This window comes from Paraburkholderia sartisoli (assembly GCF_900107685.1).
Lineage (GTDB): Bacteria > Pseudomonadota > Gammaproteobacteria > Burkholderiales > Burkholderiaceae > Paraburkholderia > Paraburkholderia sartisoli.
Genome location: NZ_FNRQ01000006.1, coordinates 249,192 through 275,032 on the forward strand (window position 1 = coordinate 249,192; position 25,841 = coordinate 275,032).

Here is a 25,841-nt window from a genome sequence, read left to right on the forward strand (position 1 = left end):
TCCGTACAGTGAAATCCCGATCACCCGGATGCGTACTCATGACTTCCTCCATCCTGCCGCTTCTCCTGTTCGTCGCCGTGGCGACCGTGACGCCCGGCGGCGCCACCACGCTCGCCACTGCATCGGGCACCCGCTTCGGCTTTGCGCGCTCGATTCCGCTGATGCTCGGGATCGCGATCGGTCTCGCGTTGCTCGCCGTCGTCGCCGCTCTCGGGCTCGGCAGTCTGCTGCTCGCGATGCCGGCGCTGCAAACGATCGTGAAGGCGCTCGGTTCCGCGTATCTGCTGTGGCTCGCGTGGCGCATCGCGCGAAGCGGGGCGCCGAACGCGGGTAACGGCCCCGCGCGGCCCGTCACGCTCGTCAACGGCATCCTGCTGCTGTGGCTCAATCCGAAAAGCTGGGCGATGACGGTCGGCGCGGCGGCGTCATTCGCGCTGCTTGCGAACAGTCCCAACCGGCTCGCGATGCTGCTCGGCGCGGCGTTCGGCCTGGCCGCGTGCGGGTCGCTCGCGCTGTGGTGCGCGCTCGGTGCGCTGCTTGCGCGGCTGTTTCGAACGCCGCGCCACTGGCGCATCCTCAATCTTGCGATGGGGGTACTGCTTGCCGTATCCGTCATCCCCACCTGGAGATAACCATGCTTGTCCCTCCATTTGCCGAATCGTTCGACCTCGAGGCCGCGTTCGCCGATGTGTCGGAATACTGGTCGCCAAAAGTCGTCGCGCAGGTCAACGATCAGTACGTGAAGGTCGCGAAAGTACGCGGCCAGCTCGTGTGGCACGACCATGCGCACGAGGACGAACTGTTCTTCGTCGTGCGCGGGCACTTGAAGATCGAATATGAAGGCGGGCGCGTCGTCGATCTGCCCGCTGGTTCGATGCATGTGGTGCCGCGCGGCACACTGCACAATCCAGTTGCCGACCACGAATGCTGGATCGTGCTGATCGAGCCCATGCAGACAAAGCACACTGGCGACGTCGAGTCGCCGCTAACACGGACGATCGAGGAGCAGTTGCGTTAATCACGGTGAGTTCATGTCTCACATATCTCACCTTTGACAGGTCAATTCCAGGCCAGCCTGGGGCATAGGCCGGCATCGAATGACGCTTGACGGTCAGCGTCACTCAGCGTGACGGGACATGTTTTTCTCCCGCGCATAACGATGAAACGTACACGCGCACGCGAACCGCCCCGGATCTACGCGCGCGCCGCCCGCTTGACGGCCTGCGGCGGCTGACCGAACGCCCGCAGAAACGCCCGGCGCATCCGCTCGGTGTCCACAAAACCCGTTTCGATCGCGACGGTCTCCAGCGAATGGCGACCGGTCTCGATCATCGATCGCGCTGCTTCCACGCGCAGGGTTTCGATGGCCTTCGCGGGCGACTGTCGCGTCTCGTCGCGAAACGCGCGGCTGAACTGTCGTGGGCTCAAATGCGCGACCTCTGCGAGCGTTTCCACCGACAGCCGCTCGCGCAGGTGATCTTTCGCCCATGTGAGCGCGGTCTGGATGCGGTCGGAACGCGGCTGCAGATCGAGCATCGCGGAAAACTGCGACTGGCCGCCGGTGCGCCGGTGATAGACCACGAGCTTTCTTGCGATCGCGCGCGAGACATCGGCGCCCAGATCGGCCTCGACGAGCGCGAGACACAGGTCGATGCACGCGGTCATCCCCGCCGACGTCCACACGGAACCATCGACGATGAAGATACGGTCGTCGTCCACCCGCGTTTTCGGGAAGCGGTGTTGCAGTTCGCGGGCGAACACCCAATGCGTGGTGACCCGCCTGCCGTCGAGGATGCCCGCCTCGGCGAGCACGAATGCACCGGTACAGATGCTGGCGGTGCGCCGCGACGCGGCCAGCGCGCGCTTCAGGAACGTGCGCAGGCCCGCCGACGAAGGCTCGACGAACATCGCGCCGGCCACGACCACCGTGTCGTACGCGGGGTCGTCGAACGCCTTCGATTCGACCTGCACGCCCGCCGAACTGCGCACCAGCCCGCCATGCTCGGAGATGACCTCGATTTCGTACGCTGGCTGGCCCGGGCCCTCGCCCTGGCCCCCCTCCAGATTCGCAAGCTCGAACACCGACACGGCGATCATGTCGAGAATCTGGAATCCCGGGAAAACGACCACACCGATGCGCTTCATCTCACCCTCTTTGCTTGACCACGGTTCCCGTCACATCAAAAGATGATGTCCTGAAACGAGGTAAATACGTCATTTGAGACATGACAATACGCGCCTAGACTCTCCCATGTCAACAGCGGAAACCGTCGGTCAACCCGGCGTCCGCTGCGATTTTTCCCTTATCGATCAACATGAACGGCGCATCGCGGTGGCATATGCCGGGCGCCCACGGAGAGTTTCAAATGGCAACTTCATCGAACATGGGCACGGCGCTCGTTACGGGCGCATCGTCGGGCATCGGCGCGATTTACGCGGATCGTCTCGCGCGCCGCGGCTACGACCTGATCCTGGTGGCGCGCGATACGCAGCGTCTCACTGGGCTCGCGGAAAAACTGTCGAAGGAAACCGGCCGCAAGGTCGAAACGCTCGGCGCTGATCTGACCGTGACCGCCGACCTGCGCCGCATCGAAGCGCGCCTGCGTTCCGATGCGGGCATCACGATGCTGGTCAACAACGCCGGCGTCGGCGCGGCGGCCACGCTGGTCGATTCCGATCCGGACAGCCTCGAAAGCATGATCCAGCTGAACGTCGTCGCGCTGACGCGGCTGACGTCGGCGGTCGTGCCGGGTCTGGTCGCGCGCGGCAAGGGGACGGTGATCAACATTTCGTCGATCGTCGCGGTTTCGCCGGAACTGCTGAACGGCGTGTACGGCGGCACGAAGTCGTTCGTGCTGAGCTTCACGCAGTCGCTGCATCACGAAGTCGGCGCGAAAGGCGTGCAGGTGCAGGCCGTGCTCCCGGGCGCAACCAGCACGGCGTTCTGGGACCGCGCCGGCATGCCGGTCACGGCGCTGCCGCAGGCATGGGTGATGTCGGCCGCCGATATGGTCGACGCGTCGCTCGCCGGTCTCGACCAGGGCGAACTCGTCACGATTCCGTCGCTGCCGGACGCCGCTGACTGGCAAAAGGCCAACGACGCGCGTCTCGCGCTCGGCCCGAACCTGTCGCACAACCATCCGGCGGCGCGCTACGGCGTGGGCGCGGCGGCGTAACAATTAACCATCCTGCGTGGGTTTGACGAAAGGCCAGGCGACACACCGCCTGGCCTTTTCGCACGTGTACCACCGGGCGCAGCGATGAGGATACCGTCGCGGCAAGCGGTAAGCCGTGTGCGGGAGCTTCGCCGGCGTCATGGCCTGTTCGGGGCACTCCGTCATACCTCGGGAACGGGCGTCCGCCACGCGGCACGGAAATCGCGCCAGGCATTTTTGCGCCCGCCACCTTCGCTTGCTAGACTGCCTTCGCATATCGTCCGCGCAACGCGTTGCCGGACACGTCGACGCATACCGCGTCGCACGAATTAGCGGAGGCGCCATGTCTTACATGCTGCTCATCGTCGAGCCCGTCGAACAGCGCGGGGAGCGCACGCTCGACCAGGGTCACGACGTCTACGACCAGATGCTGCGTTTCGCCGAAAATCTCAAATCGCGCGGCGTCCTGCGCGGCGTCGAGTCGCTTAATTCACCGGCGAAGGGCGCGCGCGTCCAGGTGCGCAACGGCCGCAGTACGGTCATCGACGGTCCGTTCGCCGAAGCGAAGGAAATGATCGGCGGCTTTTTCATCGTCGACTGCGAGACGCTGCAGGAAGCCGTCGCGATCGCCGAAGAATGCCCGGCCGCGTCCTGGTGTACCGTCGAAGTCCGCAAGGTCGGTCCCTGCTGGGACTGAACCTTCACGCATAACGCCTCGTCACGTGTACCCCGCCAAAGGGAAAACCCTGACGTGAACCGTTCTGTGTCGATCCTGCCCCACGCGGTTCGTCGTGCATGCAGAAGCCGGAAAAACGACGGCTTTTCTGTTCAGGCCAACCAGGAGAAACGGCGATGCGATTCATGATCATAGTGAAGGCGACAGCGGTGTCGGAAGCCGGCGTCATGCCCGATGACGACAGCGTGATGGACGCCATGGCGACGTATCACGAAGAACTCGCGAAGGCGGGCGTGCTGCTCGACGCGAACGGCTTGCGGCCGACGTCGAAAGGCTGGCGCATCAGGTACGCCGGTGGCCGGCGCACAATGCTCGACGGGCCGTTCGCGGAGACGAAGGAACTGATCGCCGGCTACACGCTCATCCAGGTGCGTTCGCGCGAGGAAGCGATCGAATGGGCGCGCCGTTTCCCCGCGCCGTTCGGCGAAAACGCCGACGGCGAGATCGAGGTGCGCGAGCTGTACGAGCCGGAAGATTTCGAACCGGGCGGCGTGCTCGCGCGCACCCGCAAATCGCAGGCCGGAAGCCAGTAACGGCGCGTCCAGAACACTCAATTCGGAGAGACCGATCATGCACAAACAGATCTATGTGAACCTGCCCGTCGACGACCTGCCGAAGTCGATGGCGTTTTTCAAGGCGCTGGGCTTGAGCTTCAATCCGCGGTTCACGAACGATTCGGGGGCCTGCCTCGAAATCGGCGAGAACATCTACGCGATGCTGCTCGTCAAGCCGTTCTTCAAGGGTTTCACGGGCAAACCGATTGCCGACGCGAAAGCGACCACCGAATGCCTGCTGTGCCTTTCGTGCGAAAGCCGCGCGGAAGTCGACGCGCTCGTCGCGAAGGCCGTGGCGGCGGGCGGCACCGCGCCGCGCGTACCGCAGGACCACGGCTTCATGTACGGCCACGGCTTCGAGGATCTCGACGGCCACATCTGGGAACTGGTGCATATGGACCCGAACGCGGCGGGCGCGCCCTGAGGCTGGTCGTGACGGCGACCGGCACGCATCGGGCCATCGAGGCAGTCTGGCGGATCGAATCCGCCAAGGTCATCGCTTGCGTCGCGCGCATGGTGCGCGACGTGGGCCGCGCCGAAGAGCTCGCGCAGGACGCGCTCATCGCCGCGCTCGAACACTGGCCCGAGGCGGGCGTGCCGGCGAACCCGGGAGCCTGGCTGATGGCGACTGCGAAAAACCGCGCGCTCGACTGGCTTCGCCAGCAGGCGCTGCACGCACGCAAGCACGAGGAACTCGGGCGCGAGATGGACGCGCTCGAGGCGCACATCGTGCCGGACTTCGTCGACGGGCTCGATGCCGCGCGCGAGGACGACATCGGCGACGACCTGCTGCGGCTTGTCTTCACGGCGTGCCATCCGGTGCTTTCGACCGAGGCGCGCGTGGCGCTGACACTGCGTCTGCTCGGCGGCCTGACGACCGATGAAATCGCGCGCGGCTTCCTCGTGCCGGAGCCGACGATCGCGCAGCGGATCGTGCGCGCGAAGCGCACGCTCGCGGCGGCGCACGTGCCGTTCGAGGTGCCGCAGGCCGACGCGCGTGCCGCGCGGCTCGGCTCCGTGCTCGAAGTGATCTACCTGATCTTCAACGAAGGCTATTCGGCGACCGCCGGCGATCACTGGACGCGCCCGGCGCTGATCGACGAAGCGCTGCGGCTTGGCCGCGTGCTCGAAGGCCTGACACCCGACGAGAGCGAAGTGCATGGCCTCGTCGCGTTGATGGAGATTCAGGCGTCGCGTACGCATGCGCGCACGGATGCGGCGGGCCGCCCTGTGCTGCTGCTTGATCAGGACCGCAGTCGCTGGGATCCGCTGCTGATCCGTCGCGGGCTGGCGGCGCTCGAGCGGGCGCTGTCGCTCGGCGGCGGGCGCGGGCCTTACACGTTGCAGGCCGCGCTCGCCGCGTGCCACGCGCGCGCCCGGACGGCCGCCGAAACCGACTGGACGCAGATCGTCGCGCTGTACGACATGCTCGCGGAGGTCGTGCCGACGCCGGTGGTCGAGCTGAACCGCGCGGTCGCGGTCGGCATGGCGTTCGGGCCGCAGGAGGCGCTGCCGCTCGTCGATGCGCTAGGCGAGGAAGGGGTGCTTGCGAACTACCACTGGCTGCCGAGCGTGCGCGGCGATCTGCTCGCGAAGCTGGGCCGCGAGGATGAGGCGCGCGCCGAGTTCGAACGCGCCGCCGCGATGACACGCAACGCGCGCGAGCGTGAATTGCTGCTGGAACGCGCGGCGCAAATGCGCAAGCGCGACTGAACCGCTGCCCTTGACCGCGAGTGGTTGCCGCCCGACGCCCGCATCCATCGTACCGTGACATACTCTGGAAGACCGCTGCCGGAGTTTCTGCCATGACCCGCGCTTCCTGCGAACCCGCCCGCACCACCGACCCGGACCTCGTCGCGATCCGTGACGAACTGGCGAGCCGTGAACCAGTCTTCCATCGGCCGGAGTGGGGAACGACACGGGCGGACTTCGACCGGATGCTGGCCGGCTGCTTCTGGGAGACCGGCGCATCTGGCCGTCGCTACAGCCGCGCGTTCGTGCTCGACGAACTTGAACGCCGCTACGCGTCGCCCCCGCTCGACGACGACTGGGAAAGCTGCGATTTCCATTGCCAGCGTCTCGCCGACGACCTCTATCTGCTGACCTATTCGCTGCGCCAGGGCGCGCGCGAAACGCGCCGCTCGACGATCTGGCAGCGCGCCGGGTCGGAGTGGAAGATCGTCTTCCATCAAGGAACGATTGTTCAGGACGCCTGACGCGCACTGTTGCGCGCGAGCTTTTCCACGAGAAAATCGACGAAGCTGCGCACGCGCGGCGACAGATGTCGCCCGTGCGGATGGCGCGCCCGGAATTCCAGCAGAAAGCGGCGGTGCGCTGATACGGCGATAATGCAAGCCAGTCAAAGGAGCCGATCATGAATCCGTCCAACCTTTCCACACCGCTGCTGACTCGACTCGGTATCAGCGTGCCGGTGATCCAGGCGCCGATGGCGGGCACCAGCACACCCGCACTGGCCGCGGCGGTGTCGAACGCGGGCGGGCTTGGCTCGCTCGGCATGGGTGCGACAACGGTCGAGGGCGCCCGCGCGATGATTCGCGAAACGCGCGCGCTGACCAGCAAGCCGTTCAACGTCAATCTGTTCGTGCATGTCCCTGCAACAGCGGACGCTGAGCGCGAGGCGCGCTGGCTCGCGTATCTGGCGCCGGAATTCGCGCGCTTCGGCGCTGAGCCGCCCGCGGCGCTGCGCGAGATCTACAAGAGCTCGGTTGACGACGACGCGATGCTGGCGATGCTCGTCGAAGAACGGCCGGCCGTCGTGAGTTTCCATTTTGGCTTGCCGAAGCCGCACATCGTCAAGGGCCTGCACGACGCGGGCATCGTGTTGCTGGCGAGCGCGACGAGCCTCGACGAAGCGATGCAGATCGAACGCGCTGGCATCGATGCGATCGTGGCGCAAGGTATCGAGGCCGGCGGTCATCGAGGCGTGTTCGATCCGCGACAGCCCGATGAAGGGCTCGGCACGCTCGCGCTGGTGCGCGTGCTGGTCAGGCATACGCATCTGCCCGTAATCGCGGCGGGCGGCATCATGGACGGCGCGGGCATCGCGGCCGTACTTGCGCTCGGCGCGCAGGCGGCGCAGCTCGGCACGGCCTTTGTCGCATCGCCGGAATCCGCTGCCGATGCAGCTTATCGCGCAGTCATCGCGAATCCCGCGGTGCGGACCACGTTGATCACGTCGATTTCAGGCCGGCCCGCGCGCGGTGTCGACAATCGTCTCGCGGAACTGGGGCGCGCGCCGGAGCGCCCGCCGTTTCCCGATTATCCGATTGCCTACGATGCCGGCAAGGCGCTGCACGCCGCAGCCAAAGCGCAGGGCAATTACGATTACGCCCCGCATTGGGCGGGGCAGGCGGTGCGGCTCTCGCGCGCGATGCCAGCCGCCGAACTGGTGGCCACGCTGATGCGTGAGGTCGCGCAAGCCGGTTCGTAGGCGCTGGCGAGCGGTGCCCGGGGCTCGACGTCGCAGCCGGCGACGAAGAAATTGTGATTGCGAAGGTAGGCAAACCTGCAGCGCGACTATGCCGATGGAGCGTGCCAGAGTGACGCGCCGGTTTGGTGGCTTGAAAAGCAAGGTTCGGATCGCGGAAGACTTCGATTTGCCGCAGCTCGATTAATGTGATAACCACATTCGAAGGCCGCTAATGCGCACGCACATTTTTATGGACGACCGCAAGCTGACCAGATCTGCACGAAAACTAATACTGAATGCCGACGATGTTTTCGTCATCAGGTTCGACTAACGCAAAGCGCCGCGAACGCTATCGTCACGGGTAACGACATGAAACTGCACATCCGCTTGTGTAGCGGTACTTTATGATATACGATATATATATCATGCAACGGAGGCGATAATGGGCCGAATTCTGGTTGACTTGCCCGATGCGCAGGTCGAAGAACTGGCGGTACTCGTGGAGGCGGAGCAACGCCCCCGTGCTGCTGTCATCCGTGACGCGATCGAGGCGTATATCGCGCAGCACAAGCGAGCGCTCGGGGCTGATGTTTTCGGGCTGTGGAAGAGCAGGAAAATAGACGGCCTTGAATATCAGCAGGAGCTTCGTTCGGAATGGTAAGAGCGCTTTTTGACACGAACATTTTGATCGACTATCTGGGCGGTGTTGGCGCAGCAAAGAAGGAGCTGGCGCGGTACGAATATCGGGCGATCAGCATCATCACGTGGATGGAAGTTCTCGTCGGTGTAACGGCGGCGGATGAGGCGGCGATTCGCGCATGGCTTGGTTCATTTGACGTCGTCGCATTAGACGGCACTATTGCAAATCGCGCGGTTGAGATTCGCAAGCAGAGGCGGATTCGTCTGCCTGACGCGATTGTTTGGGCATCCGCACAAGTCAATTCGCTATTGCTCGTTTCTCGCAATACGAAAGATTTTCCTGCGGATGAACCAGGCGTACGGGTTCCCTACAAGATTTAGAGGGGTGCTCGCCAGTCACCGTGAGTCGCGAACTGACCGTTGCAGGCGCGCGAATCTTGGCGTTACGGCATATCAGTTTGTGATTCGCACGCCACGACAACATGCACCCTTTATCCGCCGCATCACGACTTCAGCGGAATCCAGAGTTCGACGCCTCCCATACCCGTTGTCGGACTGAACTGTTCGCCATACCGTTCGAACACGGGCGCATCCGCGATTTCGTGTCCGGACGCCGGCAACCACTTGTTCCAGATCGTGTTCCACGTGCGGCGAATCGCCGAGATGTGATCGCGATGTTCGAATATCGCGTAACGCTGTTCGCCAATCCGCACGCGCGCCACAGCGGCGGGTAGCGCTGAAAAATCCGCGACTTCGACGCCGCACAGATAGTCGAAATTGCCGGCGTCGTCGTTGTTGAGGCACACGCCGTACGCGACCGGTTCCACCTGCCCGGGTATCTTGCCGATGGACGGCCCGAAACGCTGCCACTGCGCGGGAATGCCGTCGCTGCGTTCGTAGTGGTAACGCTCGCTCAGGCCCGCGACAAGCAACGGCTCGCCGGTTTCGATGCGTGGCGGCGCGAGGTCTTCGAGAAAGGATTCGTCCATTTTGATGGGCTCCACGAGTTCGATGTTGCACACGGTGCCTCGCGCACGGACCGCTTCGGGCGTGACGCCGAACTGGTCGCGAAACGCGCGGGTGAATGCCTCATGAGAGCCGTAGCCCGCTTCGACGGCCACCGCCAGGATATCGGGTGCGCCATCCGCCAGCGCGCGGGCCGCATCGGAAAGACGGCGGCCGCGCACATAGCGCATCACCGTGCGGCCCGTCGCCGCTTCGAACGCCCGCGACAGATGAAAGCGCGAAACACAGCCGCACGTCGCGATATCGTCGAGCGTGATATCGCCTGCGTAGTGGCTTTCGATAAACCAGAGCGCCTTTCCGACGGGGTTCATGCCAGCTCTCATATCAGCATGGAACCAGCATAGCCGCGACGGATGCGGCACATTTGATCGCGATTGCGCATCGGCTTTGCGGCGTCTCAGCCGTTATCGGTGGCCGCTTTGTTGCTGGAGCGTTTCGGCGCGCCGTGTGTGCTTTGCGCTTCGCCATGCGCGGAAGGCGCGCGGGCACGCAGAAACGCTGCGCCAACCAGACCCGCGACCGCCGCGAAAATCGCACCGCACACGAACGCCACGTGATACCCCGCGTTCAGCGCGACCGGCGTGGGCGCGCCACGCGCGAACACTTCACCCGTGCGGGCGGCGGCGAGGCTCGCGAGAACCGCCAGGCCGAGTGCGCCGCCCATCATGAACGCCGTGTTGACGATGCCCGACGCGAGGCCGGAATCCTCCGGCTTCACGTCGCTCATCGCGGCAAGCAGAAGCGGATTGAACGCGATACCTCCGCCTAGGCCGAGCAGCAACATGCCGGGCAGCACGTCGAGCGCGAAGTGACCGTCGACCGGCGCGCGCGCAAAAAGCGCGAGTCCGCAAGCCGCAATCAGAAGACCCACCGCCAGCGGCAGGCGCAGGCCGAATCGCATCACGAGCCGCGCGGAAAGCCCTAGCGAGAAGAACGCCATGATCAGGTTCGCGGGCAGGAACGCGAGACCGACCTGCATCGGCAGATAACCGAGCACCCGTTGCAGATAGAGCGCGGAAATGAAGAACCACGCGAACATCGCGGCGGCCCACAGCACGCCGACGACGTTTGCCGTCGCGACGTTGCGCAGCATGAAGAGGTCGAGTGGCATCAGTGGATGACGCACGCGCGCTTCGATCCACAGAAAGAGCGCAAGCAGCGCGATGGCGAGGGCAAGCAGGCCGAGCGTCGTCAAGGACAGCCAGCCGGCCTCGTTGCCGTTGACGATCGCATAGACCGCCAGCATCAACGAAGCCGTGACGCTGGCCGCGCCGGCTACGTCGAGCCGGCCGGCTGGTTGCAGCCCGCGTCCCGCCGGCAGCAGTGCGAGACAGAGCGCATAGACCGCGATGCCGATCGGCAGATTGACGAGGAAAATCCAGTGCCAGCTGAGCGCACTGGTCAGCAGGCCGCCGAGCAACACGCCGATGCTGCCGCCGCCCGCGCACACGAAACCGTACACGCCCATCGCTTTCGCGCGTTCGCCGGTTTCGGTGAACAGATTCATGATGAGCGACAGCGAAACAGCCGAGACGACAGCGCCGCCCAGGCCCTGCACGGCGCGGGCGCAGACAAGCAGCACCTGGGTGGTCGAGATGCCGCACGCGAGCGACGCCACGGTAAAAAGCGCAATACCGGCGAGGAACAGCCGGCGGTGCCCGAACAGGTCGCCGAGGCGACCGCCCAGCAGCAGGAAGCCGCCGAACGTCAGCATGTACGCGTTGACGACCCAGACCAGCGAGGTTTCAGAAAAGCCGAGGTCCACCGCGATCGAGGGCAGCGCGACATTCACGATGGTCGTGTCGAGGACGATCATCAGCACGCCCATGCAAAGCACGAGCAGCGCGAGCCAGCGTTTGTTGCCTTCGATGTGATGCGTCATGCGCACGTTCCTGTAACGTTTTTCGCGTACCCAGAGCGGGACCTGACCCTTACCCTCGCCGATGTGCTTCGGTCAGACCCGAAGTGTAGTACGGGATTTGCCGCGCCGTGAACGCGCGACGGCGAGCGCCTCGCGCATTGACCCGGGCAAACCCCGTACTGGCCAGCGCGCTCAAGCGTTGCTGCCCATCAGGCCGTTCGAGGGCAGGGTTTCGTCGAGCAGTTTCTTCGCGCTTTCGATGCCGGCAACCGGCAGGCCCGCCGGATTCAGCAGGCCGATCTGCACGAGCACCGACGCCTGGTCCCAGTAGATGTGCTCGTTATAGAGCTTGTCGCCGCGAAAACACACGACGGCCAGCATCGGCACCTCGAAGTATTTGCCCGTTGGCGCGACACCCGGCAGTATCCAGTCGATCTCGCGCGAATGTGTGCAGCTAAAGATGAATTCGTCGACGATGCGATCGGCGCCGATGGTCCGCGATATCGGAATCAGCTTTGTGTCGTCCGGGTTCGAGTTGACGAAGTGATTCGTATAGAAGCGCTTCAGGTTGTCATGGTCGACGCCGCCCGTCATCACCGGAACGTGGTTGACGTACGGATCGGCGACCATCGTCGGCATGACGGCGTCGACGTCGCGTGTGGCGAACTCGAAGTAGCAGTGCTGTTCCCACAGCGCGTTCAGGTCGTACACGGGCCCAAGCACCTTGCGCAGCAGCGCGAGCGTGCGCGAATACGCCATCATGGTCGCGGGCTTGTCGTAGTGCGCGCGCCCCGGTGTCGCGAACGCGTGATCGCAGCCGGCATAGACGTACTGCTCGATGTGCGGCTGTCTGCTCAACGCAGCGCTTACGCGGGCGCGGACATCCGGCGGACACATCGCGTCGAGTTCGGGGAAGTGGAACACCATCGGGCAGCGGATCGCCGGCACTTCGTCGAGATACTGCTCGAGCCCGACGCCGTAATAGCTCACCGCGCAATCCACGTCGGTACGCGTGGCGGCCAGCAGCGCCAGCCTGCCGCCAAGGCAGTAGCCGATGGTGCCCACCTTGCCCGCCTGCTCGGGCAGGCCGCGCAGCGTGGCGATCGTCGCCGCGATGTCCTTGCAGGCAAGATCGATATCGAAGCGCGCCAGATACTGCATCGCCTCCTTGACGTCGGCCTCGCCATAACCGAGTACGACGCCTAGCTGCATGCGCCAGAAAAGGTCCGGCACCATCACGACGTAGCCTTCCTCCGCGTAACGGTCGGCCATCGACTTCATGTAGCTGTTGATGCCGAAAATTTCCTGCAGCAACACCAGACCCGGGCCCGAGCCCTGTGCGGGACGGGCAATATAAGCGCTGAAACGGCCGCCATCGTGGGCGGTGACTTCGATGAACGAACCTGCCATGTCGGGGTACTCCAGCGGAAACGATCGTGTGGGATGAGTTACATCGCGCGCAATGCGAACCGTTTGAGCTTGCCCGTTTCTGTGCGCGGCAAGGCGTCGACGAACGTGATCACGCGCGGGTATTTGTATGGCGCAATCGTATTTTTCACGAAATCCTGCAGTTGCGCGACCAGTTTGTCGCTGGGCGCGTAGTTCGGGCGCAGCACGACAAACGCTTTCACGATCTGGCCACGGGTTTCATCGGGCGCGCCCACGACGCCGCATTCGGCCACCGCTTCATGCTGCATCAGCGCGCTCTCGACTTCCGGACCGGAGATGTTGTAGCCCGCGGAGACGATCATGTCGTCGGCGCGTGCCTGGTAAAAAATGTAGCCGTCTTCGTCCTGATACACCGAATCGCCGGGCAGGTTCCAGCCGTCGCGCACGAAATTCAGCTGACGCGTGTCCGCCAGATAACGGCAGCCGGTCGGACCGCGCACCGCGAGCTTGCCGGTCGTGCCGCGCGGCACGGGCTGCATCGCGTCGTCGACGACCTGCACGACGTAACCCGGCACCGCACGGCCGATCGCATTCGGACGCGCGTCGTCCTCCGAAGCGGAGACGAAAATATGGATCAGCTCGGTGCCGCCGATGCCGTCGATCATCTCGATGCCGCTCGCGCCGCGCCATAGCGTGCGCGTCGAATCGGGCAGCGCCTCGCCGGCGGACACGCATTTGCGCAGGCTCGACGTGTCGAAGCGCGGCAAGAGCGGCGCCATCTGGCGATAGAACGTCGGTGCGGTGAACATGATCGTCGCGTGAAAGCGTTCGACGGTTTGCAACAACGTTTCCGGCGTGAGCCGTTCGATGAGCACCGTCGATGCGCCGGCGCGCAGCGGAAAGCACAGCATGCCGCCCAGGCCGAACGTGAACGCGAGCGGCGGCGTGCCGCAAAACACGTCGGCCGGCGAAGGCTTGAGTGTGTGACGCGGAAACAGGTCGCACATCGCGAGCACGTCGCGATGAAAATGCATGCAGCCTTTTGGCGCACCCGTCGTGCCGCTCGTGAACGCGATCAGGCACACGTCGTCGCCGGCCGTGTCGCACGCGGTGAACGTCGCGGGTTTGCCGGCGGCGAGCGTTTCGAGCGAACCTGCCGAAGCGTCGTGAAAGACCCGCATTTGCTCGAGGTCCGGACAATGGTATTCATCGCTGCTGTCGGCGCAGCGCTTCAGTTCGTCGAAAAGACGCGTGTCGCACAACGCGGCGGTGATCTTTGCCTTGTCGATGATCTGCTTGAGTTCCTTTGCGCGTAGCAGCGGCATGGTCGGCACCACGACGAGGCCGGCCTTGAGCGCGGCGAGAAACGCGACCGCCATCTGCAACGTATTCGGGCCGCGCAGCAGCAGACGATTGCCGGGCCGCAGGCCCATGTCCTCGACGAGCACGTGGGCGCTGCGATTCACGAGCGCAAGCAGCTCGCCGTAAGTGGTGGCTTGAGGGCGGCCGTCTACTTCCGACCAGATCGCGGGACGGTCCCGATACCCGGCTTCCACGCTGCGATCCAGCAGTTCGGTCGCGCAGTTAAAGCGCGCGGGATACGTCACGTCCGGGTTGTCCAGCAGAAACACCGGCCATTGATCCTGCGGCGGCAGATTGTCCCGCGCAAAGGTATCGACGTGTGCTGACGGTTCCATCACGGTCTCCCAGAGCGAGTGATAGGTTTAGCGGGCGTCGTGAGGAATCACGGCGGTCGCTTCGATTTCGACCTTTGCTTCGTCTTCGATGAGCGCGACCACCTGAACCGCGCTCATCGCGATGTCGTAATCGCCGATCAGTTCGCGAAACGCACCGCCGATTGCCTTGAGCGAAGCGAGGTACTCGCGTTTGTCGGTGACGTACCACGTCAGGCGCACCAGATGCTCCGGCTTGCCGTTTGCCTCGCGCAGCACCGCGACCACATTGCGCAGCGCCTGGATCGCCTGCGCGGCGAAGTCGGTGCTCCGGAATTGCGCGGATTCATCCCAGCCGATCTGTCCGGCGATGAAGACCTGCGTGCCGCTCGCGGCGACGCCATTTGCGTAGCCGCGCGGCTTGACCCAACCGGCGGGCAGCAGAGATTTTTTCATGAACGAAGCTCCTGCGTGGATGAGCAATGCGGGGCGAACACGGCCAGGGCGGCGGCGATGTCGTCGGGAATATCGATTGACGCGCCCGATTCGAGCGACGTCGTGACCAGCACCTGGTGCGCGCGAAAGCGCACCTCGTCGCCGCACCGGCCGACGATGTCGATCCGGATGGAACGCCGGCCTTTAGCCGCGAGCGAAAGCGACAGCGTGACGGTTTCACCCATCCGGCTTGGACGCGAGAACTCGCAGTCCAGCTTGACGATGGGCAGGCCCACGCGCCGCGTTTCGATCATGTGTGCGTAGTCGATGGCAAGGCGTTCGGTGAACCAGTCTTCGACGAGCGCGTTGGTCATCACCAGATACTGCGGAAAATAGACGATGCCAGCCGGATCGCAATGCGCGAAGCGGATGCGCACGGGCAATTCGAACGTCGCGCTCATGGCTTTGGTTTCCTGCTTTCGCTTTCCAACGCGTGTACCTTGAGCACGTCGCGCCCGACGATCAGTTGCTGCACTTCAGTCGCGCCTTCGTAGATACGCAGCGCGCGAATCTCGCGATACAGCATTTCGACGGCCGTGCCGCTTTGCACGCCCATGCCGCCCCACAACTGGACGGCCGCATCGATCACCTGCTGCGCGCCTTCGCTTGCATGCCACTTCGCCATCGCCGCTTCGCGCGTGACGGTTTCGCCCTGATCGCGCAGCCACGCGGCGCGATAGACGAGCAGGGCGCTGCTGTCGATGGTCAAGGCCATCTGCGCGAGCTTTGCCTGCGTCAGCTGAAAATCGCCGAGCGTCTGACCGAACATCTTGCGCGACGCCGCGCGTTCAAGCCCTGCTTCCATCGCATGACGCGCGAATCCAAGCGATGCCGCCGCAACGGACGTACGAAAGATATCGAGCGTGCGCATCGCGATCTTGAAACCCTCGCCGGGTGCGCCGAGCATCTGGCTGCGCGGCACGCGCGCGCCGGTAAAGCGAAGACGTGCCAGTGGATGCGGCGCGATCACGTCGATGCGTTCCGCGATTTCCAGGCCCGGCGCATCCGCATCGATGACAAACGCGCTGATGCCGCGCGCGCCGGGTGCTTCGCCGGTTCGCGCGAAGACAACGTAAAAATCCGCGATGCCGCCGTTGGAAATCCACGTCTTTTCGCCGTCGAGCACGTAGGCATCGCCGTCCATGCGCGCTGAGAGCGCCATCGCGGCGACGTCCGACCCGGCCTCGGGTTCGGAGAGCGCGAATGCGGCAATCGCCGTGCCGCTGGCCACGCGAGGTAAATAGCGCTGCTTTTGCTCATGCGTACCCGCCAGTGAAATCGCGCCGGAGCCGAGGCCCTGCATCGCAAGCGCGAAATCGGCGAGACCGGAATGTTTAGCGAGCGTTTCGCGCAGCAGGCACACTGCGCGTGTGTCGATCGTGTCGCCATGACCACCGTAAGCGACGCCGCCGACGCCGTATTTCAGCCAGCCCGCTTCGCCCAGCGCACGCACCAGATGGCGACAGGTCGTGTCGACGTCATCGTGCTTTTCGTCACGAAGATGCGCGCTGGCCCACGCCTCGATGCCGGCCGCGAGTTCGCGATGACGGTCTTCAAAGAACGGCCACGCGAGCGCGTCGTGCATGTCCGGTTTAGCGAAAGCGTTCAACTCAGTCTCCTTCGAACACAGGGCGCGACTTCGCCGCAAGCGCGCGATATGCGCGATCGAAGTCGCGTGTACTCATGCAGATCGCCTGCGCCTGCGCTTCGGATTCAATGGCTTCGTCGACGCTCATGCTCCATTCCTGATGCAGCATCTTCTTCGTGACGCCATGCGCGAACGTCGGACCGGCGACGAGTTCGGCCGCGAGCTTCGCGGCTTCGTCGAGTAGCGCGGCTGGCTCGCACAGGCGGTTGTAGAAGCCCCATGCGAGGCCTTCCTCGCCGCTGGCGGAGCGCCCCGTGAGCAGCAGTTCGGTTGCGCGCCCCTGGCCGATGATGCGCGGCAGGATCGAGCACGCGCCCATGTCGCAGCCCGCAAGACCGACGCGCGAAAACAGGAACGCGAGTTTGCTGCGGGCAGTGCCGAGCCTGAGATCGGACGCCATCGCGAGAATCGCGCCGGCGCCGGCGCACACGCCGTCGACAGCGGCGACGACCGGTTGCGGACAATGACGGATCGCCTTCACGAGGTCGCCCGTCATGCGCGTGAACATCAGCAGTTCCGGCATGGGCAGGTCGATCAGTGGGCCGATGATTTCATGCACGTCGCCGCCCGAACAGAAGTTTTCGCCCGCACCGTGGATCACGACGGCCTTCACGTCGGTTGCATACGCCAGTTGGCGAAAGAGGTCGCGCAGTTCCGCGTACGACTCGAACGTCAGCGGATTCTTGCGCTCGGGACGGTTCAACGTGACCGTCGCGACGCCTGCACTGACCGACCATCCGAAATGCCGTGCTTCATGGTTCGCGAGCGTCACGCGATTACCCGCGAGGAGCGCATCGGCGTTGTGTTGTGTCATGAACGTCTCCCTTCAATTTTGTTCGTGTCAGTTGCCGAGGTTGTCGAGTAGATGCTTCTTGAGCTTGCCGAGCCGGCCATGTACCCGCGATTTCTCTTCGAGATCGAGGCCACCGAACATTTCGACAACCCATTGTTCGTGCGCGATCGCCATCCTGTCGAACGACTTGCGGCCTTCCGCCGTGAGCTTCACGCTGATCGAACGACGGTCGTTCGGATCGACGCCGCGCACGACAAGACCTTCTTTTTCGAGCTGATCCGTGATGCCCGTTACGTTGCCGCCCGTCACCATCATCCGGCGCGACAGCTCGGTCATCTTCAGTCCATCGGGATGACGTTCGAGCTGGGCCATCAGGTCGAAGCGCGGCAACGTCGTGTCGAATTCGGTGCGCAGACGCTTGCGCAATTCCGCCTGCACGAGATTGGTCGTGGTCAGCATGCGCAGCCACAGGCGCAGGCCCATGTGACTGTCCGTGCCTGTGCTCATCTCGAGATCGACAACGTTATCGGCCGGCTTGGCGACGCCTTTACGCGTCGTCTTTGCTTCAGAGGTGGCGGCTTTCTTCACTTTCGCGACGGGGCTCATTCTATTTCTCCGCCTGAAACCGAGATCGATTGTCCGGTGATTGCGTCGGAGCCCGCGCCGCACAGCCAGAGCACGCTGTTCGCGACTTCCTCCGGCGCGACGAAGCGACGTTGCGGGTTCTGACGCAGCAGCGCTTCGCGCGCCTGCTGCTCGCTGCGTGAGGTCGTCGCGGTGATCTGGTCCAGCGACGCGCGCAGCAGTTCCGTTTCGGTATAGCCGGGACACACCGCGTTCACGGTGATGCCTTGTGTCGCCACCTCGCGCGCGAGCGAACGTGTGAGCCCGATCACGCCGTGTTTCGCGGCGCAATAGGCCGCGACGTACGCGTAACCCGTTTGCCCCGCCGTGCTCGCCACGTTGACGATGCGGCCCGCGCTGCGTTCCAGCATCGCGGGCAACACCGCGCGCGTACACAGAAAAACGCCAGTGAGATTCACGTCGAGCATGCGTTGCCAGAGCGCCATGTCGGTTCGCGCGAACGGTGCTGCCTGTGCCTGACCCGCGTTGTTGACGAGCACGTCCACCGCACCCAGGCGCGTGGTCGCTTCAGCAAATGCTGCCGTGACCGCCGTTTCCTGCGTGACGTCGACGCTCACGATGCTCACTTCGCCGGCACCGCTCAACGCTGCACGTTGTGCTTCCAGCTTTGCCGTGTCGCGGCCCATCAGCGTGACGCGTGCGCCCGCGCGCACGAGCGCGGCCGCGGTTGCCGCGCCAATACCGCTGCCGCCGCCCGTGACGACCGCGTGTCGTCCTTCAACGCCCTGCCATGCATGGTTCACGATGTGCCCTCCGCGCGCTGCGCGCGTTCCTGCGGCGAAAACCGCGCGTTTTCCGCGGCCTGGGCGCGCTCGCGCTCAAGGTTGCGTTCAAGCTGCGATTTCGCGGCGGTGTACTGCTTCGGCCACGCGATGTCGAAATAGCCGATACGTGCAGCCTCGTTGAGCGTCCACGATGGATTCGCCAGATGCGGACGCGCAACCGCGCACAGATCGGCGCGCCCCGCCGCGATGATGCTGTTGACGTGATCCGCTTCCGAAATCGCGCCGACCGCGATCGTGGCGATGCCCGCTTCGTTACGGATGCGATCGGCGAACGGCGTCTGAAACATGCGGCCGTACACGGGCTTTTCTTCCTTGCTGACCTGTCCCGACGACACGTCGATCATGTCAGCGCCGGCCGCCTTGAACGCGCGGGCGATGGCGACGGCGTCATCCGGTGTCGTGCCACCGTCTACCCAGTCGTGCGCGGAAATGCGGACCGAAATCGGCTTGCCGGCAGGCCAGACCTTGCGGATCGCGGTGAACACCTGCAGCGGATAACGCAGACGGTTTTCGAGCGAGCCGCCGTATTCATCGGTTCGATGGTTGGTGAGCGGGGAAAGGAAGCTCGACAGGAAATAGCCATGCGCGCAATGCAGTTCGAGCCAGTCGAAGGAAGCCTCAGCGGCCATTTCCGTCGCGCGCACGAATTGCGCCTCGATCGTGCGCAGGTCGTCGTGCGTCGCTTCGCGCGACCACTGGCTCACGCCGCGCAGATACTGTTGCGGCGAGGCGGAAACCAGCGGCCAGTTGTTGTCGGGCAGCGGTTGATCGATGCCTTCCCACGCGACGCGCGTCGATGCCTTGGCACCCGCGTGCCCCAGCTGCAAACCGATTTTTGCATCCGACTGCGCGTGGACGAAGTCGACAATCCGTCTCCAGGCCTGGAGATGTTCAGGGGCGTACATGCCGGGACATCCGGGCGTGATGCGCGCCTGTGCGGAGACACACGTCATCTCCGTCATGACGAGCGCCGCGCCACCCATCGCACGTGCGCCGAGATGCATCAGGTGATAGTCGCCCGCGATGCCATCGACCGCCGAATACTGTGCCATCGGCGAAACGACGACGCGATTCTTCAACGTGATGCCGCGCAACGTGAACGGCGTGAACATCGGCGGGACCGGGCGGTTGCTTTCGGCGCGCGTCATGCCGGCTTCGCTTGCGAGCCAGTCCTCGAACTGCGAGACGTAACGCGCGTCGCGCGCGCGAAGGTTTTCGTGAGAGATGCGCTGCGAGCGCGTGAGCAGCGAATACGCGAACTGCTCCGGATCGAACGACGTATAGCGGTCGACGTTCTCGAACCATTCCGTCGAATTGCGCGCGGCGTTCTGGATGCGCAGAACGTCGACGCTGCGGACTTCGGTGTAATGCGTGAGCGCATCGCTGAGGTTCTCGGGATGCGCGCCGATGCTGCTGGCCAGTTCGATCGCGTCTTCGAGTGCGAGCTTCGTACCCGAGCCGATCGAGAAGTGCGCGGTGTGCGCCGCATCGCCCATGAGGACAACCGGCGTGGTGCCGCCGTCGGCTCGCGGCTTCCAGTGCACCCACTCCTTGTTGATGACGCGCGGAAAGCGGATCCATTGCGACGAGCCGCGCAAGTGGCTTGCGTTCGAAAGCAGCGGATTGCCGTCGAGGTATTTTGCGAAGAGGCGCTCGCAGAACGTGATGCCTTCTTCCTTGCTCATTTCATCGAGACCCGCGGCGCGCCACACGTGCTCGGGTGTTTCGACGATGAACGTCGACGTGCTGTCGTCGAAACGGTATGCGTGTGCCTGGAACCAGCCCCATTCGGTTTCTTCGAAGGCGAACGTGAACGCGTCGAAGAGCTTTTTCGTGCCGAGCCAGACGAAGCGGCAGTTGCGCATGTCGATGTCGGGCTGGTACGTGGCGACGTATTTCTGGCGGATCGCGCTGTTGGCGCCGTCGCAGGCGATGATCAGGTCGGCTTCGTAGACGTCGTCATCGGTGACCTGGGTTTCGAAGACGAGCTTGACACCCAGTTCCTCGCAACGCGCCTGCAGGATATTGAGCAGACGTTTGCGACCGATGCCGCAAAAGCCGTGGCCCGACGAGCGGACCTGCTTGCCGCGAAAGTTGATCTCGATGTCGTCCCAGTGGTTGAACGCGTCGAGGATACTGTCGGCGCTGGGCGCGTCGGCCGCGCGCAGGTTGCCGAGTGTCTGGTCGGAAAACACGACGCCCCAGCCGAAGGTGTCATACGGACGGTTGCGTTCGACAACCGTCACCTCGTGCTGCGGGTTCCGGCCCTTCATCAACAGCCCGAAATACAGGCCAGCCGGGCCTCCTCCAATACAGACGATACGCATGCCGTGCTCCAGACGTGGATTTCTGGATTTAATTTAGTCGTAGATAGTTTAGATGTCAAGTAAATGGAGGGGTGGGTGGTGAGACTTGCGACGAGCGGTGATCGGAAGAAATAAAGTCGGTCGAAGAAAAATATAGACGGTCGTGAGGATCTGACAGTCTGTAAAGTCAACTTTTCCTTCTTGAGAGGCTGATCCGAGACAATGAACTCAGTCACCCGCTTCTCTGCCTGACATACCCGAAAGGGACGGAACAACGTTGAAAAATGTCGGAATCTGGCGGAGTCGGTGACGGTGGGAGCAGATAGGTGTGAACAAAAAATTGTTCTTACGTTTAATCAACAAATTGTTCACGCAAATGGGCTTTTTTGCCTTCACTCCACGCGGCTTAATTCTTTGATTTAAAATAGGAATCACGGAACTTCGCCACGCAAGAGCGAACGTGCAGATGTGTGCAAATCCGTGAGGTGAGGGGTCGCCCTAGACGGCTCCTTCGCGGGAACACTCCGGAACCCTGCTTGATATAGCGACTGTCGCTGACAGAGCTTTCGTACTCGTCGGCCTAGCTGCTAGACGGAAATGTCTTCCTTGGATATTCGTCCGCTAAAGTCTGCGGTATAGAAGGTGCTGTCGTCGCTTCGACAGTTCTCTAAGAATTTCGAGTTCCACCGCCCAGGCCGGATATTCTTCCGGCCACTCCCTTGCCAGCAACACCACCGCCTCTCGCATCCGGACTCGCAGCGCCGTCTCGTCGCGACTCGACCCCACGCTGCCCACCCTCATTTGCGCGCAACCAACCCGGTCCATCGCCCGGCGTAAGCGCACGAAGCTGGCATCAGAAATCTGCAGGTCTCGTGCAGCCACCTCAATGTCGGTCATCGCGTCCGTCAGGACGTACGCGAGCAGGTCGGCGAGACGCTTCTTGGTGTGAGTGAGCGCCCACTTTCGACCGAATTTGCTGTCGTTAGGATTGAGTGTTTCATGGCCAATACAGCGATGATTTTTATGCGAACTCGCTAAACGAATGCAGCGATTCGATTGATGGTGGCACTCTGCTGTACGTAGCTGCTGCCGTTCCGGGCCGCCGTTGTACGCGCAACCAAATTCTGGTATCAATACTGCAGTTCTTCTGTGCCTCGTGCTGAGTGGTCCGGCCTCCGGAACCGCAAATTCGCACGGAGCGCCCGGCGTGCAGCAATGTCTCGCCGGACGGGTCAGCCATAGCATCGGCGCGCCCGCAGGAAACGGCCCAAGCCTCGCAGTCAGCCGGAACACCGTAGCTTCAGCCGTTTTGAGGTCGCATTGGACGGTCGGTAGACTTTATTTTCAGGCTTGGGCGGCCTTGACGCTTCGCGGCGCTTGCCAGCTCGGGCAAAAACCCTAGAATTGGAGGCGAAAGTGACGTTTCAGGCCGAAAGCAAAAACGTGCCAGCGGTTGGCGCGTCAGCGGCGGCGTGTCCGTTTGCGCTTTGTTCTTGTGCCTCGTGCTGAGTGGTCCGGCCTCCGGAACCGCAAATTCGCACGGAGCGCCCGGCGTGCAGCAATGTCTCGCCGGACGGGTCAGCCATAGCATCGGCGCGCCCGCAGGAAACTGACTCCTCGGGCTTGGGGCAAGCTTACCAATGCGGCCCCGTACCCAACATAAGAAGCAAAAAGAATGGGTATCCTGTACAGGAAGGTTGGCCGCAAACCGAACCTCCGCAAAGCAGCGCGTTCAGTGCTCGCCAACGCCCTGATTTCCACCTCTGAAAGCACCCGGGACGAAGCGAAGCAATTTCAGCTGCGGCTCGAGCAGAATATCAGCGACCTTCGCAAACAACTGGTAGCCGGGACCTTCGAGTTTCCGCCGGCTCGCGGCGTCGCCGCCCGGAAACCCGGCAAGACGACTAGGCGGCCCATTGTGATTGCGCCGATTGCGTCCCGTGTCGTACAGCGAGCGATTCTTGATGTGCTGACCGGCTTGCCTTTCGTTCAGAGTATCCAGAAAAAGGCGTGGAATCACGGTGGCGTAAAAGACGGCGGGGTCGCGAAGGCTATCGCCCAAACCTACGAAGGCGCCATTCGATACCAGTACTACGTTAGAACCGACATCAAGGATTTTTTTACGCAAGTTCCAAAAGAGGACCTGCTGGCAATCGTCACGAAGTACACGGACGACCCGGAGTTCGACGCACTGCTGATGCGGGCAGTCAATGTTGAACTTGATAACCTTGCCGAGCTGCGCGAGCACAAAGATATTTTTCCACTAGCGTCTCGCGGCGTTGCACAAGGTTCTTGCCTGTCGCCGCTCCTGTGCAACTTGCTTCTCCACGACATAGACGAGCAGCTAAATACGGGCGGCATGATGTCGGTACGCTATATCGACGACCTGATAATTTTTGCGCCCAATCGGAGTCGTGCGTTGAAAGGCTTGAAGCAGCTCAAGCATGAACTCAAGCGATTTGGGCTTGATGCTTACGACCCGCCGACAAAGGGTAGTCCTGCAGCCTCGGCAAAGGCTGCGGCGGGGGAAACCAAGAAGGGGTTCTCTTTTCTTGGCTGCGACATATCTCCAGAGGCCATCTCGCCGGGGAAGCGTGCCCGCGGCTCGTTGCTAGCCAAGGTGGACGCTCTCTGCAACAAAGCGCTCACGAGTCAGCGACATCTGAAGACCGGCACGTCGGAGCCGATGACGTTAGCCTCCGACCCGACGCTGCTCAGCACGCTCTGGCGCGTTTCCAACACGGTCCGCGCCTGGGGTGCAGCGTTCTCTTTCTGTACGGACCACCGCATCTTCCGACAGCTGGATGCGGATGTTGCGGAGAAAGTGGGCGATTTCCGGCGTTTATGGCGAGCAAAGACGAGTTTGCTCAGCGCCGCGGACCGTCAGCGTCTGATGGGAATGAGTCTGCTGGACGACACGAACTTCGATATGTTATTTGCGGAATTAGTGGCTTCGCGGGGCGGAACCCGAAGGACTTAGGACCGGTTTGCTGCCCACGCTTTTCATCGACACCGTGCGAGCAGACAGCCGGCGCGAGCTCCCGAAAGCTATTTACCGCCCGCGTCATACCGCCGTCTTAACGACGTTACCAAACAACCTTGATGCTGGCGCTAGGCGCTGCCTTAGGAGTCGCGATGCGCGTAACGTGCCCTTGGTTCACGAGAGGGACTCTATTTGTCTAAAGAATATCCCAGTTCCAGCCGTTTACTCATTTAGCCAGCAATTCAGCGGAACACATCTTCACGCGTGTTTCAACGCGCAGGTCTTGCGCACGCTGAACTCTTCACACTGCTTCGAGAGCGCTAAAAAAGGAACATGGAACCGTACGAGAACATTGTCATAGGAAATTTCCTGTACAGCCTCGGGCTTACCGTTGGGCAGGAAAGCCAAGGGTCAGTCCGGCCAATGTGCGTGAACTTAATGCAGCAGACGCCGCTGGACGAACGTCTGGGTGACGTGATGGTTGCAAACACGGGTGTAACGCGACTGATTGAGTTTAAACGCAAGAAAAACGACTCAATCAAAGAAGAAACAAAGCGTGAAGTCCTATCCCGCGCATTGGGCACAGACAAGCTCATGCTAGCCATTTCTCGCGAGATTCATTGGTACATCGAGACATCGGAAGCGGAAGGTGCCTTTGTTTCCACAGTAGTGCCGTATATCGACTTCGTGGACGAGACGGTTCCCGCTACGACAATCGAGCGCTTTACGTCGTCAGTCGCCAAGGATGCTGTGTCGAAGGTGATTGACGAAGCCACGCGCGCCTCATATGAGGCCTATCTGGCGTTGGTATCGGTCTCGCACGGTGGCCTCCAGGGGGCGTCTGGCGGACTGCTCGTAAATCTCAGTCAAGAGCACGGACTCCGCTACGTGCTCGTCCCGGACATAAGAGACCTGCTCTTAGACCATAGTTTGGTTCGTGAGGCGTACTTCGAGAGAGTGCAACAGCAAGCTATGGAGTTAAAGCGTGAACACGCGGTAAGAAGCCGCCAACTGTCTTTAAAAAAAAAGCATAGACCACGGTTATGAATATGAATGGTGAAGTCGGCGGAATGAAATACGCATATGACGCGCTGGGAACATTGCTAGAGGCGGCAATCCGTGACCAGAAGTTGACGGCAGACGCTGTAAAAGCGATGAACTCCTTGACTGCGGCCGTAGAGCAACAGAGTCGGTCCATGCCCAAAGCAATTGTCGCCGATGTCAAGAGCCAGCTGGGTACAACCATTGATGCTGCAGCAACGACGCTCACTTCTCGCGTCGAGTCGGCGAATCTCGCAGCCGATAAGGCAACGAAAGCGCTTGAGCGTGCGGCTACGTTCTCGATACTACGCATATGCGCCCCCGCACTATTGGCGAGTCTAGCCGCGATGGCTTTGTGGTACGGGGTGACCGCGTGGTCTGTACACCGCCTTGAGCAGCAGAAGACGGACCTCGAACAGCAGAAGACGGAACTTGAACAGCGGGTCGCATACCTTGATAGTAGAGGCGGACGCCTCGACATCACATCGTGCCGGTTCGACGACGGGCGCTCTGTGCCGTGCATCCGCGTCGATGAAACCGCACCGTTCAACGGTGGATATCGGATACCGATTCGGGTGAAATAGCCCGTGTCTTGGCTGACGGGCACAGCAGCGGAGTTCGGCGATTGTGGCATCTCGCCGCAATCCGAGCGCGTCAGCCTCATCTTCAATCGTTCCGCCGC

27 protein-coding genes are annotated in these 25,841 nt (G+C 62.7%); 14 read left to right on the top strand and 13 right to left on the bottom strand.

The window, feature by feature from the left end:
- The first annotated feature begins 38 nt into the window (after positions 1–38).
- Together BLV45_RS18975 and BLV45_RS18980 are read left to right on the top strand one after the other, a co-directional pair.
- Complete coding sequence (locus BLV45_RS18975; RefSeq protein ID WP_090535508.1) at positions 39–632, top strand: LysE family translocator; 594 nt, start codon at positions 39–41, stop codon at positions 630–632.
- A gap of 2 nt (positions 633–634) precedes the next feature.
- On the top strand, positions 635–1,018 hold the full coding sequence (locus BLV45_RS18980; protein WP_090535509.1) for a cupin domain-containing protein: 384 nt from the start codon (positions 635–637) through the stop codon (positions 1,016–1,018).
- Positions 1,019–1,194: 176 nt separating this feature from the next.
- Here the strand turns inward: BLV45_RS18980 and BLV45_RS18985 are convergent, their stop codons facing one another.
- Complete coding sequence (locus tag BLV45_RS18985) at positions 1,195–2,145, bottom strand: GlxA family transcriptional regulator (protein WP_090535510.1); 951 nt, start codon at positions 2,143–2,145, stop codon at positions 1,195–1,197.
- Positions 2,146–2,366: 221 nt separating this feature from the next.
- On the opposite strand from BLV45_RS18985, the gene BLV45_RS18990 reads away from it, so the two are divergent.
- From BLV45_RS18990 to BLV45_RS19035, 9 genes are all read left to right on the top strand, one after another.
- A complete protein-coding gene (locus BLV45_RS18990) occupies positions 2,367–3,176 on the top strand; it encodes an SDR family NAD(P)-dependent oxidoreductase (RefSeq protein ID WP_090535511.1) in 810 nt (269 codons plus the stop codon).
- 322 nt (positions 3,177–3,498) lie between these two features.
- The gene (locus BLV45_RS18995; protein ID WP_090535512.1) at positions 3,499–3,852 is read left to right on the top strand and encodes a YciI family protein; all 354 of its coding nucleotides are present in this window, start codon (positions 3,499–3,501) and stop codon (positions 3,850–3,852) included.
- Between the two features lie 155 nt (positions 3,853–4,007).
- A complete protein-coding gene (locus BLV45_RS19000) occupies positions 4,008–4,424 on the top strand; it encodes a YciI family protein (protein ID WP_090535513.1) in 417 nt (138 codons plus the stop codon).
- 37 nt (positions 4,425–4,461) lie between these two features.
- Positions 4,462–4,869, top strand: a complete 408-nt coding sequence (locus BLV45_RS19005; RefSeq protein ID WP_090535514.1) for a VOC family protein — start codon at positions 4,462–4,464, stop codon at positions 4,867–4,869.
- 8 nt (positions 4,870–4,877) lie between these two features.
- Positions 4,878–6,158, top strand: coding sequence for an RNA polymerase sigma factor (locus tag BLV45_RS19010; protein ID WP_090535515.1), 1,281 nt, complete (start codon positions 4,878–4,880; stop codon positions 6,156–6,158).
- Between the two features lie 92 nt (positions 6,159–6,250).
- Positions 6,251–6,661, top strand: coding sequence for a nuclear transport factor 2 family protein (locus tag BLV45_RS19015; RefSeq protein ID WP_090535516.1), 411 nt, complete (start codon positions 6,251–6,253; stop codon positions 6,659–6,661).
- A 158-nt stretch (positions 6,662–6,819) separates the two neighbouring features.
- Positions 6,820–7,896, top strand: coding sequence for an NAD(P)H-dependent flavin oxidoreductase (locus tag BLV45_RS19020; RefSeq protein ID WP_090535517.1), 1,077 nt, complete (start codon positions 6,820–6,822; stop codon positions 7,894–7,896).
- A 421-nt stretch (positions 7,897–8,317) separates the two neighbouring features.
- Complete coding sequence (locus BLV45_RS19030) at positions 8,318–8,536, top strand: ribbon-helix-helix protein, CopG family (protein ID WP_090535518.1); 219 nt, start codon at positions 8,318–8,320, stop codon at positions 8,534–8,536.
- Positions 8,530–8,895, top strand: a complete 366-nt coding sequence (locus BLV45_RS19035; RefSeq protein WP_090535519.1) for a type II toxin-antitoxin system VapC family toxin — start codon at positions 8,530–8,532, stop codon at positions 8,893–8,895. Before BLV45_RS19030 ends, BLV45_RS19035 begins: the two co-directional genes overlap by 7 nt.
- Before the next feature lie 122 nt (positions 8,896–9,017).
- On the opposite strand, the gene BLV45_RS19040 is transcribed toward BLV45_RS19035, so the two are convergent.
- The 12 genes from BLV45_RS19040 to BLV45_RS27190 form a co-directional block, all read right to left on the bottom strand.
- Complete coding sequence (locus BLV45_RS19040) at positions 9,018–9,851, bottom strand: AraC family transcriptional regulator (protein ID WP_090535520.1); 834 nt, start codon at positions 9,849–9,851, stop codon at positions 9,018–9,020.
- Between the two features lie 86 nt (positions 9,852–9,937).
- Positions 9,938–11,422: an MFS transporter gene (locus BLV45_RS19045; RefSeq protein ID WP_090535521.1), complete on the bottom strand. Its 1,485-nt coding sequence runs from the start codon at positions 11,420–11,422 to the stop codon at positions 9,938–9,940.
- A 171-nt stretch (positions 11,423–11,593) separates the two neighbouring features.
- A complete protein-coding gene (locus tag BLV45_RS19050) occupies positions 11,594–12,811 on the bottom strand; it encodes a dienelactone hydrolase family protein (RefSeq protein WP_090535522.1) in 1,218 nt (405 codons plus the stop codon).
- Positions 12,812–12,849: 38 nt separating this feature from the next.
- Positions 12,850–14,487 (bottom strand): AMP-binding protein, encoded by a 1,638-nt coding sequence (locus tag BLV45_RS19055; RefSeq protein ID WP_090535523.1) that lies wholly within the window; start codon positions 14,485–14,487, stop codon positions 12,850–12,852.
- 27 nt (positions 14,488–14,514) lie between these two features.
- Positions 14,515–14,919 carry a RidA family protein gene (locus BLV45_RS19060; RefSeq protein WP_090535524.1) on the bottom strand — a complete coding sequence of 135 codons (405 nt, stop codon included), beginning with the start codon at positions 14,917–14,919 and terminating at the stop codon, positions 14,515–14,517.
- Entirely contained in the window at positions 14,916–15,335 is a 420-nt protein-coding gene (locus tag BLV45_RS19065) for an acyl-CoA thioesterase (RefSeq protein WP_407671040.1), read from the bottom strand. The genes BLV45_RS19060 and BLV45_RS19065 overlap by 4 nt, the downstream gene beginning before the upstream one ends.
- 20 nt (positions 15,336–15,355) lie before the next feature.
- Positions 15,356–16,543 carry an acyl-CoA dehydrogenase family protein gene (locus BLV45_RS19070; RefSeq protein WP_090535688.1) on the bottom strand — a complete coding sequence of 396 codons (1,188 nt, stop codon included), beginning with the start codon at positions 16,541–16,543 and terminating at the stop codon, positions 15,356–15,358.
- Positions 16,544–16,568: 25 nt separating this feature from the next.
- Positions 16,569–17,420, bottom strand: coding sequence for an enoyl-CoA hydratase family protein (locus tag BLV45_RS19075; RefSeq protein ID WP_090535526.1), 852 nt, complete (start codon positions 17,418–17,420; stop codon positions 16,569–16,571).
- A gap of 27 nt (positions 17,421–17,447) precedes the next feature.
- Positions 17,448–18,005: a MarR family winged helix-turn-helix transcriptional regulator gene (locus BLV45_RS19080; protein WP_090535527.1), complete on the bottom strand. Its 558-nt coding sequence runs from the start codon at positions 18,003–18,005 to the stop codon at positions 17,448–17,450.
- Positions 18,002–18,787 carry an SDR family NAD(P)-dependent oxidoreductase gene (locus BLV45_RS19085; protein ID WP_090535528.1) on the bottom strand — a complete coding sequence of 262 codons (786 nt, stop codon included), beginning with the start codon at positions 18,785–18,787 and terminating at the stop codon, positions 18,002–18,004. Before BLV45_RS19085 ends, BLV45_RS19080 begins: the two co-directional genes overlap by 4 nt.
- Positions 18,784–21,156, bottom strand: a complete 2,373-nt coding sequence (locus tag BLV45_RS19090) for a bifunctional salicylyl-CoA 5-hydroxylase/oxidoreductase (RefSeq protein WP_090535529.1) — start codon at positions 21,154–21,156, stop codon at positions 18,784–18,786. Before BLV45_RS19090 ends, BLV45_RS19085 begins: the two co-directional genes overlap by 4 nt.
- Positions 21,157–21,756: 600 nt before the next feature.
- Positions 21,757–22,269, bottom strand: coding sequence for a hypothetical protein (locus BLV45_RS27190; protein ID WP_143130448.1), 513 nt, complete (start codon positions 22,267–22,269; stop codon positions 21,757–21,759).
- 541 nt (positions 22,270–22,810) lie between these two features.
- On the opposite strand from BLV45_RS27190, the gene BLV45_RS19100 reads away from it, so the two are divergent.
- The 3 genes from BLV45_RS19100 (at position 22,811) to BLV45_RS19110 (ending at position 25,743) form a co-directional block, all read left to right on the top strand.
- Positions 22,811–24,115, top strand: a complete 1,305-nt coding sequence (locus BLV45_RS19100; protein ID WP_090535531.1) for a reverse transcriptase domain-containing protein — start codon at positions 22,811–22,813, stop codon at positions 24,113–24,115.
- A 336-nt stretch (positions 24,116–24,451) separates the two neighbouring features.
- Positions 24,452–25,165 (top strand): hypothetical protein, encoded by a 714-nt coding sequence (locus BLV45_RS19105; protein WP_090535532.1) that lies wholly within the window; start codon positions 24,452–24,454, stop codon positions 25,163–25,165.
- A gap of 2 nt (positions 25,166–25,167) precedes the next feature.
- Positions 25,168–25,743 (top strand): hypothetical protein, encoded by a 576-nt coding sequence (locus BLV45_RS19110; protein ID WP_090535533.1) that lies wholly within the window; start codon positions 25,168–25,170, stop codon positions 25,741–25,743.
- Positions 25,744–25,841 lie beyond the last annotated feature (98 nt).

Bases quoted from the DNA above. Each gene is read 5' to 3' on its own strand.
- BLV45_RS19060 (WP_090535524.1), bottom strand. From the start codon at position 14,919: ATGAAAAAATCTCTGCTGCCCGCCGGTTGGGTCAAGCCGCGCGGCTAC.
- BLV45_RS19000 (WP_090535513.1), top strand. From the start codon at position 4,008: ATGCGATTCATGATCATAGTGAAGGCGACAGCGGTGTCGGAAGCCGGC.
- BLV45_RS18985 (WP_090535510.1), bottom strand. From the start codon at position 2,145: ATGAAGCGCATCGGTGTGGTCGTTTTCCCGGGATTCCAGATTCTCGAC.
- BLV45_RS19020 (WP_090535517.1), top strand. From the start codon at position 6,820: ATGAATCCGTCCAACCTTTCCACACCGCTGCTGACTCGACTCGGTATC.
- BLV45_RS18980 (WP_090535509.1), top strand. From the start codon at position 635: ATGCTTGTCCCTCCATTTGCCGAATCGTTCGACCTCGAGGCCGCGTTC.
- BLV45_RS19055 (WP_090535523.1), bottom strand. From the start codon at position 14,487: ATGGAACCGTCAGCACACGTCGATACCTTTGCGCGGGACAATCTGCCG.
- BLV45_RS19100 (WP_090535531.1), top strand. From the start codon at position 22,811: ATGGGTATCCTGTACAGGAAGGTTGGCCGCAAACCGAACCTCCGCAAA.
- BLV45_RS19045 (WP_090535521.1), bottom strand. From the start codon at position 11,422: ATGACGCATCACATCGAAGGCAACAAACGCTGGCTCGCGCTGCTCGTG.
- BLV45_RS19030 (WP_090535518.1), top strand. From the start codon at position 8,318: ATGGGCCGAATTCTGGTTGACTTGCCCGATGCGCAGGTCGAAGAACTG.
- BLV45_RS19015 (WP_090535516.1), top strand. From the start codon at position 6,251: ATGACCCGCGCTTCCTGCGAACCCGCCCGCACCACCGACCCGGACCTC.
- BLV45_RS19070 (WP_090535688.1), bottom strand. From the start codon at position 16,543: ATGCACGACGCGCTCGCGTGGCCGTTCTTTGAAGACCGTCATCGCGAA.
- BLV45_RS19080 (WP_090535527.1), bottom strand. From the start codon at position 18,005: ATGAGCCCCGTCGCGAAAGTGAAGAAAGCCGCCACCTCTGAAGCAAAG.
- BLV45_RS19105 (WP_090535532.1), top strand. From the start codon at position 24,452: ATGGAACCGTACGAGAACATTGTCATAGGAAATTTCCTGTACAGCCTC.
- BLV45_RS19005 (WP_090535514.1), top strand. From the start codon at position 4,462: ATGCACAAACAGATCTATGTGAACCTGCCCGTCGACGACCTGCCGAAG.
- BLV45_RS19035 (WP_090535519.1), top strand. From the start codon at position 8,530: ATGGTAAGAGCGCTTTTTGACACGAACATTTTGATCGACTATCTGGGC.
- BLV45_RS18975 (WP_090535508.1), top strand. From the start codon at position 39: ATGACTTCCTCCATCCTGCCGCTTCTCCTGTTCGTCGCCGTGGCGACC.
- BLV45_RS18995 (WP_090535512.1), top strand. From the start codon at position 3,499: ATGTCTTACATGCTGCTCATCGTCGAGCCCGTCGAACAGCGCGGGGAG.
- BLV45_RS19090 (WP_090535529.1), bottom strand. From the start codon at position 21,156: ATGCGTATCGTCTGTATTGGAGGAGGCCCGGCTGGCCTGTATTTCGGG.
- BLV45_RS18990 (WP_090535511.1), top strand. From the start codon at position 2,367: ATGGCAACTTCATCGAACATGGGCACGGCGCTCGTTACGGGCGCATCG.
- BLV45_RS19040 (WP_090535520.1), bottom strand. From the start codon at position 9,851: ATGAACCCCGTCGGAAAGGCGCTCTGGTTTATCGAAAGCCACTACGCA.
- BLV45_RS19050 (WP_090535522.1), bottom strand. From the start codon at position 12,811: ATGGCAGGTTCGTTCATCGAAGTCACCGCCCACGATGGCGGCCGTTTC.
- BLV45_RS19075 (WP_090535526.1), bottom strand. From the start codon at position 17,420: ATGACACAACACAACGCCGATGCGCTCCTCGCGGGTAATCGCGTGACG.
- BLV45_RS19110 (WP_090535533.1), top strand. From the start codon at position 25,168: ATGAATGGTGAAGTCGGCGGAATGAAATACGCATATGACGCGCTGGGA.